Annotated in this window: 7 protein-coding genes; 2 read left to right on the forward strand and 5 right to left on the reverse strand. The window is 72.6% G+C overall.

Features of this window, described 5'->3' with window-relative positions:
* Window positions 1-95: 95 nt before the first annotated feature.
* Genes ACFV4G_RS04200 through ACFV4G_RS04210 form a run of 3 tightly spaced genes read right to left on the reverse strand, consistent with a single transcriptional unit; the run spans window position 96 to window position 3,474 of the window.
* Window positions 96-833: a succinate dehydrogenase/fumarate reductase iron-sulfur subunit gene (locus ACFV4G_RS04200; protein ID WP_380436255.1), complete on the reverse strand. Its 738-nt coding sequence runs from the start codon at window positions 831-833 to the stop codon at window positions 96-98.
* Window positions 830-2,773: a fumarate reductase/succinate dehydrogenase flavoprotein subunit gene (locus ACFV4G_RS04205; RefSeq protein ID WP_380436257.1), complete on the reverse strand. Its 1,944-nt coding sequence runs from the start codon at window positions 2,771-2,773 to the stop codon at window positions 830-832. The genes ACFV4G_RS04200 and ACFV4G_RS04205 overlap by 4 nt, the downstream gene beginning before the upstream one ends.
* The gene (locus ACFV4G_RS04210) at window positions 2,770-3,474 is read right to left on the reverse strand and encodes a succinate dehydrogenase cytochrome b subunit (protein ID WP_380436259.1); all 705 of its coding nucleotides are present in this window, start codon (window positions 3,472-3,474) and stop codon (window positions 2,770-2,772) included. Before ACFV4G_RS04210 ends, ACFV4G_RS04205 begins: the two co-directional genes overlap by 4 nt.
* Before the next feature lie 96 nt (window positions 3,475-3,570).
* On the opposite strand from ACFV4G_RS04210, the gene ACFV4G_RS04215 reads away from it, so the two are divergent.
* Window positions 3,571-4,494: a LysR family transcriptional regulator gene (locus ACFV4G_RS04215; protein WP_380436261.1), complete on the forward strand. Its 924-nt coding sequence runs from the start codon at window positions 3,571-3,573 to the stop codon at window positions 4,492-4,494.
* A 49-nt stretch (window positions 4,495-4,543) separates the two neighbouring features.
* On the opposite strand, the gene ACFV4G_RS04220 is transcribed toward ACFV4G_RS04215, so the two are convergent.
* Both ACFV4G_RS04220 and gcl read right to left on the reverse strand, forming a co-directional pair.
* The gene (locus tag ACFV4G_RS04220; protein WP_380436263.1) at window positions 4,544-5,032 is read right to left on the reverse strand and encodes a glutathione peroxidase; all 489 of its coding nucleotides are present in this window, start codon (window positions 5,030-5,032) and stop codon (window positions 4,544-4,546) included.
* A gap of 153 nt (window positions 5,033-5,185) precedes the next feature.
* Window positions 5,186-6,967 carry a glyoxylate carboligase gene (gene gcl / locus ACFV4G_RS04225; RefSeq protein WP_380436265.1) on the reverse strand — a complete coding sequence of 594 codons (1,782 nt, stop codon included), beginning with the start codon at window positions 6,965-6,967 and terminating at the stop codon, window positions 5,186-5,188.
* 780 nt (window positions 6,968-7,747) lie between these two features.
* On the opposite strand from gcl, the gene ACFV4G_RS04230 reads away from it, so the two are divergent.
* Window positions 7,748-9,229: a SulP family inorganic anion transporter gene (locus ACFV4G_RS04230; RefSeq protein ID WP_380436454.1), complete on the forward strand. Its 1,482-nt coding sequence runs from the start codon at window positions 7,748-7,750 to the stop codon at window positions 9,227-9,229.
* Window positions 9,230-9,347 lie beyond the last annotated feature (118 nt).

The raw sequence follows: 9,347 nt of genomic DNA on the forward strand, positions 1-9,347 counted from the left end.
GGGGGGGGGGGGCCCCCCGCGCCCCGCGCCCCCCGCGCCGCCCACGGGGTCCGCCCCCCCGCGCCGGCACGGGCGGCCGAAGGGGAGGGGGCAGTTCAGCCGCGCGCGGCCTTCAGGAACTCGCGGTTCATCGCGGCGATGCTGGGGAGCGGGATGCCCTTGGGGCAGGCGGTGGCGCACTCGCCGGTGTTGGTGCACCCGCCGAAGCCCTCGGCGTCCATGGCGGCGACCATGTTCCGCACCCGGGAGGAGCGCTCCGGCGCGCCCTGGGGGAGCACGTTGAGGTGGACGACCTTGGCGGACGTGAAGAGCATCGCCGAGCCGTTCGGGCAGGCGGCCACGCAGGCGCCGCAGCCGATGCACTCGGCGTGCTCGAAGGCGGTGTCGGCGGCCTCCTTGGGGACGGGCGTGGCGTGCGCGTCGGGGGCGCTGCCGGTGGGGGCGGTGACGTAGCCGCCGGAGCCGATGATCCGGTCGAAGGCCGAGCGGTCCACGACGAGGTCCTTGACCACCGGGAAGGCGGAGGCCCGCCAGGGCTCGACGTCGATGGTGTCGCCGTCGGTGAAGTGCCGCATGTGCAGCTGGCAGGTGGTGGTCCGTTCCGGGCCGTGGGCCTGCCCGTTGATGACCATGCCGCAGGCGCCGCAGATGCCCTCGCGGCAGTCGTGGTCGAAGGCGACGGGCTGGTCGCCGCGGGTGATGAGCTCCTCGTTGAGGGTGTCGAGCATCTCCAGGAAGGACATGTCCGGGCTGATCCCGCCGACCTCGTAAGTGGTCATCGCGCCGGGGGTGTCCGGGCCCGCCTGGCGCCAGATGCGCAGGGTGAGGTTCATGCGTAGCTCCGCTGGGTGGGGTGGACGTACTCGAAGTCGAGCGCCTCGCGGTGGAGGACGGGCGCGGTGCCGGTGCCGGTGAACTCCCAGGCGGCGGCGTAGGTGTAGTCCTCGTCGCGGCGGGCGGCCTCGCCGTCCGGGGTCTGGCTCTCGGTGCGGAAGTGGCCGCCGCAGGACTCGGCCCGGTGCAGGGCGTCCAGGCACATGAGTTCGGCGAGCTCGAAGTAGTCGACGAGCCGGTTGGCCTTCTCCAGCGACTGGTTGAGCTCCCGGCCGGTGCCGGGCACCTTGATGCGGTGCCAGAACTCGTCGCGCAGGCGCGGGATCCGCTCCAGGGCCCGGCGCAGCCCGGCCTCGTCGCGGGCCATGCCGCACTCGTCCCACAGGAGTTCGCCGAGTTCGCGGTGGAAGGAGTCGGGGGTGCGGTCGCCGTCGACGGCGAGGATGAGGCCCAGCCGGTCCCCGACCTCGGCCTCCGCCTCGGTGACGGCGGGGTGGTCGGCGGGGACGGCCGGCAGCTTCTCCCGGGCCAGGTAGTCGTTGAGGGTGGGCGGCAGGACGAAGTAGCCGTCGGCGAGGCCCTGCATGAGGGCGCTGGCGCCGAGCCGGTTGGCGCCGTGGTCGGAGAAGTTGGCCTCGCCGATCGCGAACAGGCCGGGCACGGTGGTCTGGAGGTCGTAGTCGACCCAGAGCCCGCCCATCGTGTAGTGGATCGCGGGGTAGATCCGCATCGGCACCCGGTACGGGTCCTCGGCGGTGATCCGCTCGTACATGTCGAAGAGGTTGCCGTACTTCGCCTCGACGGCGTCCCGGCCCATCCGGCGGACGGCGTCGGCGAAGTCGAGGTAGACGCCCTGGCCGCCGGGGCCGACGCCGCGGCCCTCGTCGCAGACGTTCTTGGCGGCGCGGGAGGCGATGTCGCGCGGGACGAGGTTGCCGAAGGCGGGGTAGACGCGCTCCAGGTAGTAGTCGCGTTCGTCCTCGGGTATCTCGGCCGGCGGCCGCTGGTCGCCGCGCGCCTTGGGAACCCAGATCCGGCCGTCGTTGCGCAGCGACTCGCTCATCAGGGTGAGCTTGGACTGGTGGTCGCCCGAGCGCGGGATGCAGGTGGGGTGGATCTGGGTGAAGCACGGGTTGGCGAAGAGGGCGCCGCGGCGGTGGGCCCGCCAGATCGCGGTGGCGTTGGAGTTCTTGGCGTTGGTGGAGAGGTAGAAGACGTTGCCGTAGCCGCCGCTGGCGAGCACGACGGCGTCGGCGGTGTGGGTGCGGATCTCGCCGGTGACGAGGTCGCGGGCGACGATGCCGCGGGCGCGTCCGTCGACGACGACGAGGTCGAGCATCTCGGTGCGCGCGTGCATCTCGACGTTGCCGGCGGCGATCTGCCGGGAGAGCGCCTGGTAGGCGCCGAGCAGCAGTTGCTGGCCGGTCTGGCCGCGGGCGTAGAAGGTGCGGGAGACCTGGACGCCGCCGAAGGAGCGGGTGTCGAGCAGGCCGCCGTACTCGCGGGCGAACGGGACGCCCTGGGCCACGCACTGGTCGATGATCTCCACCGAGACCTGGGCCAGCCGGTGCACGTTGGACTCGCGGGCGCGGAAGTCGCCGCCCTTGACGGTGTCGTAGAACAGCCGGCGGACGGAGTCGCCGTCGTTGCGGTAGTTCTTGGCCGCGTTGATGCCGCCCTGGGCGGCGATCGAGTGGGCGCGTCGCGGGGAGTCCTGGAAGCAGAACTGGACGACGTGGTAGCCCTGTTCGGCGAGGGTGGCGCCGGCCGCGCCGCCGGCCAGGCCGGTGCCGACGACGATCACCGTGTGCTTGCGGCGGTTGGCCGGGTTGACCAGCTTGGCGTCGAACCGCCGCTGGTCCCAGCGCTGTTCGATCGGCCCGGCGGGCGCCTTGGTGTCGGCGATCGGCTCGCCGACGGTGTAGGACGCGTAGCTCATTTCACGACTCCGGTCATCACGGCCACGGGGACGGACAGGAAGCCCGCGGTGAGGATCAGGGCGAGGCCGTTGGCGGCCAGCTTCAGCGCCCGGTCCCGGCGGGCGTTGTTGGCGCCGAGGGTCTGCGCGGCGCTCCAGAACCCGTGCCGGACGTGCAGGCCGACGGCGAGCATCGCGACGATGTAGATCACGTCGCTGTACCAGCGGCCGAAGGTGGCGACGATGTTCTGGTACGGGTGGCCGTGCTCGGCGACGGGGTTCACGGTGAGCGTCGTCAGGTCGAGGACGTGCCACACGATGAACAGCGCGAGGATCACCCCGCCCCAGCGCATCGTGCGGGTCGCGTAGCTCGCGCGGCGGCGCTGGTGCACGTACTTGCTCGGCCGGGCGGCGAGGTCGCGCCGGCTCAGCTGGTAGGCGGCGACCCCGTGCAGGACGACGGCGGCCAGCAGGCCGGAGCGGGCGATCCAGAGGAACCACTCGTAGCGCAGGAACGGTTCGCCGATGGTGCGCAGCCAGTGCGCGTAGCCGTTGAGGTCGTCGGGGCCGAAGAACACCTTGAGGTTCCCCAGCATGTGCGCGACCAGGTACAGCAGCATGGCCAGTCCGCTGACGGCCATGACCGCCTTCTTGCCGACGGTCGACCGCCAGAGGGTCGCCAGGGTGGACGGGTGCCGGGCCGTCCGAGTCGCGGTTGTCATGGCAGCCACGGTAGGGACGGCCGCAAGGGTGCGTCCAAGACATGATGCGGCTCGTGACGATAGGCAGCCACTATCAAGGAGGCCTATCCTGGCCGTGTGCAGCTCCAGCAACTCCGCTACTTCCTGGCCGTCGCCGAGACCCGCCACTTCACGCGCGCGGCCGAGGCGGCACACGTGGCGCAGCCGTCCCTCTCGCAGCAGATCCGGGCACTGGAGCGGGAGTTGGGCGCCGAGCTGTTCCACCGCACGCGCGGCCGGATCGCTCTCACCGACGCGGGGGACGCACTGCTGCCGCTGGCGCGGCGCATCCTCGCGGACACCGAGAGCGCGCGGCTCGCCGTGCAGGAGACGGTCCAGCTGCGCCGCGGCCGGGTGCGGCTGGGGGCGCCGCCGAGCCTGTGCACGAGCCTGGTGCCGGACGTCCTGCGGGTGTTCCGGGACCGCTACCCGGGGGTGGCGCTGGCGGTGCGCGAGGGCGGTTCGCGCGACCTCGTCCGCTGGCTGGCGGCGGGGGAGCTGGACCTCGCGCTGGTGATCACCCCCGCGAGCGGGGAGGCGGCGCCGGCCCTGGACGTCACCGAACTGCTGCACGAGGAGCTGGTGCTGGTGTCCGCCCTCCCGAAGCGGGCCCGGCGAACGGTGCGGGTGACGGAGCTGCGCGGGCGGCCGCTGGTGATGTTCCGCGAGGGCTACGACGTGCGCGAGGCGACCCTGGCGGCCTGCCGGGCGGCGGGGTTCGAGCCGGAGTTCGCGGTGGAGGGCGGGGAGATGGACGCGGTGCTCGGCTTCGTCCGGGCCGGGCTCGGGCCCGCGGTGGTGCCCGGCATGGTGGCGGCCCGCTCGGGGCTCGGGGTGACCCCGTTCGCGGGACCGGGCCTGGGGCGCACGATCGCCGTCGCGCACGGCCACGAGGTGCCGCTCACGCGCGCCGCCGACGCGCTGCGCGAGACCCTGCTGGCGCACCTGCGCGACGCCGCCCGGGACGGTGAACTGCCGCCGGGCACACGGCTGTTGCTATGAGAAAGGCCCGGGGCGCGTGCCCCGGGCCTTTCTCGTGGCAGTGCGGCGATCAGGCCGGCAGCACGGCCTCGATCGCGGCGACGACCTCGTCCGACTCCGGCTCGGTGGCCGGGCGGATCCGGGCGGCCACCGAGCCGTCCGGGGTGATCAGGAACTTCTCGAAGTTCCACTTGACGTCGCCGGCCTCGCCCTCGGCGTCCGCCGTCCCGACCAGCGTGGCGTACAGCGGGTGCCGGTCGTCACCGTTCACCTCGATCTTCTCGAACAGCGGGAAGGTGACGCCGTACGTCGTCGAGCAGAACGTCTCGATCTCCTCGGCGCTGCCCGGCTCCTGCCCGGCGAACTGGTTGCAGGGGAAGCCCAGCACGCTGAACCCGCGCGCGGCGTAGCGCTCCTGGAGCCGCTCCAGGCCCGCGTACTGCGGGGTCAGACCGCACTTGGAGGCGACGTTGACGATCAGCAGCGCCTTGCCCTTGTAGTCGGCGAGCGAGGTGGCCTCGCCGGACAGCGTGCGCAGCGGAATGTCGTACAGGCTCACGGTGGTCCCTTTCGGCAGGTCGGTGGGGTCGGACTCCCGGGTTACGGTAGCGCTCCCGGAAGGCTCAACCACGACGGCGCCGCCGGTGTTCCGCGAGCGTGGGGGCGCACTGAGCGGCACGTCCGCCCCCACGCTGCGGGTCCGTGCGCCGCCTCAGACCGCGAGCGGCTTGATGGCGGTCGGCGCGTGCTCGGGCAGGGTCGCGAGCTCCTCGAACTCGTTGACCTTGTCGATGTCGTTGCCGCTCATCGAGATGTTGGTGACCCGCTCCAGGATCGCCTCGACGACGACCGGGACGCGGAACTCGGCGGCCAGCTTCTTGGCCTCCTCGAAGGCCGGCAGCAGGCCCTCCGGCTCGGTGACCCGGATCGCCTTGCAGCCCAGGCCCTCGGCGACCTTGACGTGGTCGACGCCGTAGACGCCCAGCTCCGGCGCGTTGATGTTCTCGAACTCCAGCTTGACCTGGAAGTCGATGTCGAAGTTCCGCTGTGCCTGGCGGATCAGGCCCAGGTAGGAGTTGTTCACCAGGACGTGGACGTAGGGGATGCGGTGCTGGGCACCGACCGCCAGCTCCTCGATCATGAACTGGAAGTCGTAGTCGCCGGACAGGGCGACGATCTGGCCCTCGGGGTCGGCGGTCGCGACGCCGAGCGCGGCCGGGATGGTCCAACCGAGCGGGCCGGCCTGGCCGCAGTTGATCCAGTGGCGCGGCTTGTAGACGTGCAGCATCTGCGCGCCGGCGATCTGGGACAGGCCGATGGTGGTGACGTAGCGGGTCTCCGGGCCGAAGGCCTTGTTCATCTCCTCGTAGACGCGCTGCGGCTTGAGCGGCACGTTGTCGAAGTGGGTGCGGCGCTGCAGCTGGGCCTTGCGGGCCTGCGTGGCGGCGGCCCACTCGCCGCGGTCCTTCAGCTGCCCGGCGGCCTTGAGCTCCTTGGCCACCGTGACGAACAGCTCCAGTGCGGCCTTGGCGTCGGAGGCGATGCCGAGGTCGGGGGCGAAGATCTTGCCGATCTGGGTGGGCTCGACGTCGACGTGGACGAACTTGCGGCCCGCGGTGTAGACGTCCAGGCCGCCGGTGTGGCGGTTGGCCCAGCGGTTGCCGATGCCGAGGACGAAGTCGGAGGCGAGGAAGTTCTCGTTGCCGTAGCGGTGCGAGGTCTGCAGGCCGACCATGCCGGCGTTCAGCTCGTGGTCGTCCGGGACGATGCCCCAGCCCATCAGGGTCGGGATCACCGGGACGCCGGTCAGCTCGGCGAACTCCAGCAGCAGCTCCGAGGCGTCGGCGTTGATGACGCCGCCGCCGGCGACGATCAGCGGGCGCTCGGACTCCTGGAGGAGCGCGATGGCCTTCTCGATCTGGATCCGGTTCGCGGTCGGCTTGTAGACCGGCAGCGGCTGGTAGGCCTCCGGGTCGAAGTCGATCTCGGTCAGCTGGACGTCGATCGGCAGGTCGATCAGGACCGGGCCCGGACGGCCGGAGCGCATCAGGTGGAAGGCCTGCTGGAAGACGCCGGGGACCTGGGCGGCCTCCAGGACGGTGGTCGCCGCCTTGGTGACCGGCTTGGCGATCGAGGCGATGTCGACGGCCTGGAAGTCCTCCTTGTGCAGGCGGGCGACCGGGGCCTGGCCGGTGATGCACAGGATCGGGATCGAGTCGGCGATCGCCGAGTACAGGCCGGTGATCATGTCGGTGCCGGCCGGGCCCGAGGTGCCGATGCACACGCCGATGTTGCCGGCCTTGGCGCGGGTGTAGCCCTCGGCCATGTGGGAGGCGCCCTCGACGTGACGGGCGAGCGTGTGCCTGATCCCGCCGGAGGCCTTGAGGGCGGCGTAGAACGGGTTGATGGCTGCGCCCGGCACGCCGAACGCGACCTCAACGCCTTCGAGCTTGAGGATCTCCACGGCCGCGCGGGCGGCTGTCATACGAGGCATCGGGTTTCTCCTGCGTCGGCCCGCAGTGGCTCGGAGGGCTCATCTCCAGAATTCCACCATACGGAAGAACGGTTTCTGTATGTGGAAGAAAAGGTAGGACGGAGCCTGTCGGGGCGTCAAGGGGAGATTCAACAGATTGTGGACGTTCACCCAGGGTGTGGCCTGTGGGATCCGTGGTGGGCAGGCCTCGTTCGTACACGCGGACGGCTGTCGTGCAAGTGTGCCCGGGGAACCGTGCGTTCCGGCCCGGAAAGCGGACCCGGTGTGCAGCCCGGGTGAAGGGGCCGTGTGCGAGGTTGGCCCGCCCCGCTCCCCTGGGTACCGTCGGAGCCACGCCGGGCCACCCACTGTCGCCCCCGTCGTGCGGCCCTTCTTCCCGCCCGCACCCGCTAGCACCGCGCGCATCCGCAAGCGCCGGCCGTACCGCAGGCCCTGCCCTTCGTACCGTGCCCCTCGCGCCCGCACGTCCCGTCGCACGCTTCCTCGCATGTGTCTGCGCATGTGTCGTCCGCGCATGTGTCCCCGCATGCCTCCCCGCTGCCGATCCGCACGCTTCCCGCATGCCTCCCCGCATGCCGACCCGCACGCTTCCCCGCCCGCCCCGGAGCAGCGTGCCCGCCGCCGGCGGGCGCGCGGAAGGAACGTACCCATGCGCCGAAACCCCGTCCGTCGCCCGGCGGTGACCGGGTGAGCCGTCCGCCCCACCGCCGCAAGGGCCCGCCGGGCCGCCCCCGCCGCACCGCGCCCCCGGGCCGGCCCCGGGGTTCGCTCACCGGACTCCTGCGCACCGTCCCGTGGCGCTACGACCTGCCCGCCTCGATCGTCGTCTTCCTCGTCGCCCTGCCGCTGTGCGTCGGGGTGGCCGTCGCCTCCGGCGTCCCGGCCGAGCTCGGCCTGGTGACCGGCATCGTCGGCGGCCTGGTGGTCGGGCTGCTGCCCGGCAGCAGCCTCCAGGTCAGCGGGCCGGCCGCCGGGCTCACCGTCCTCGTCTACGACGCCGTCCACCGCTTCGGCCCGCACGCGCTCGGCCTGCTCGTCCTCGGCGCCGGACTGCTCCAGCTGGCCATGGGCGCCCTGCGGCTCGGCCGCTGGTTCCGCGCCATGTCCGCGTCCGTCGTGCACGGCATGCTCGCCGGCATCGGGCTCACCCTGCTCTCCGGCCAGCTGTACGCGCTCGCCGACCGCCGGGCTCCGGCCACCGGCCCGGAGAAGATCGCCGGCCTGCCCGCCCTGCTGCGCGACGCCCTCACCGGCGCCGCGAACCCGAGCGCCGTCGCGCTCGGCGTGGCCACCCTGCTGGTGCTCGTCCTCTGGAAGCACCTGCCGGAGCGAGTCGCCCGCGGCGTGCCCGCCCCGCTGGCCGCCGTCGGGCTCGCCGCCGCCGTGACCGCGGCCGCCGACCTGCCGGTGGCCCGGGTCCGCGTCGCCGGCCTGCTCGACGTCGTCCACCTGCCCGACCGCGTCACCCTCGGCGAACTGGCGGGCGGCGCGGGCCTCGGCACCGTCGTCGCCTTCACCCTCATCGCCTCCGCCGAGACGTTGTTCAGCGCCGCCGCCGTCGACCGGATGCACCACGGCCCGCGCACCGACTACGACCGCGAACTCACCGCGCAGGGCATCGGCAACACGGTGTGCGGACTGCTCGGCGCGCTGCCGATGACCGCCGTCATCGTGCGCAGCGCCACCAACGTCCAGGCCGGCGCCCGCAGCAAGGCCTCGCGCACCCTGCACGGCGTTTGGCTGCTGCTGTTCACCGCGCTGCTCCCCGGCGTGCTCGGGCTCGTCCCGCTCACCGCGCTCGCCGCCGTCCTCGTGCACGCGGGCGCGAAGCTCGTCCCGGTGCGGCGGATCGCGGCGCTGTGCCGGGAGCACCGGGGCGAGGCGGTGGTGCTCGCGGTGACGGCGGGCTCGATCGTCGTCACCGACCTGTTCGAGGGGGTGTTGATCGGCGTCGGGCTGGCGGTGGTGAAGTCCGCGTGGCAGACCTCGCACCTGCAGATCCGGGTGGAGGAGGAGCGGCTGCCCTCGGGCGAGGCGCTCCAGCGGGTGCGGCTGAGCGGCAACGCGACGTTCCTGCGGCTGCCGCGGCTGCTCGACGCGCTGGAGCGGCTGCCGGCCGACCGCCCGGTGGAGCTGGACTGGTCCGGCCTGCGGCACCTGGACCACGCCTGCACGGTGGCGCTCGCGTCCTGGGCCGCGCAGCACCGGGCGCGCAGCTCGGCGCCGCTGGCCGTCGAACCGCCGCTGCCGATGGTGGTGTGACGGCCGCCGGCTGACGTCTGGTTAGCCTGGTCGCGGTCCCCGGGGTGCCCGACCGCGACCAGGGCCGGTAGATGGGAGTTCAGCCCTGAGAGCTGCGGTTTAGGTCACCCCGCTGTGA

Source organism: Kitasatospora sp. NPDC059747 (assembly GCF_042732955.1).
Taxonomy (GTDB): Bacteria; Actinomycetota; Actinomycetes; order Streptomycetales; family Streptomycetaceae; genus Kitasatospora.

Coding starts and splice junctions, on each gene's coding strand:
- ACFV4G_RS04200 (WP_380436255.1), bottom strand. CDS start 833: ATGAACCTCACCCTGCGCATCTGGCGCCAGGCGGGCCCGGACACCCCC.
- ACFV4G_RS04210 (WP_380436259.1), bottom strand. CDS start 3,474: ATGACAACCGCGACTCGGACGGCCCGGCACCCGTCCACCCTGGCGACC.
- gcl (WP_380436265.1), bottom strand. CDS start 6,967: ATGCCTCGTATGACAGCCGCCCGCGCGGCCGTGGAGATCCTCAAGCTC.
- ACFV4G_RS04205 (WP_380436257.1), bottom strand. CDS start 2,773: ATGAGCTACGCGTCCTACACCGTCGGCGAGCCGATCGCCGACACCAAG.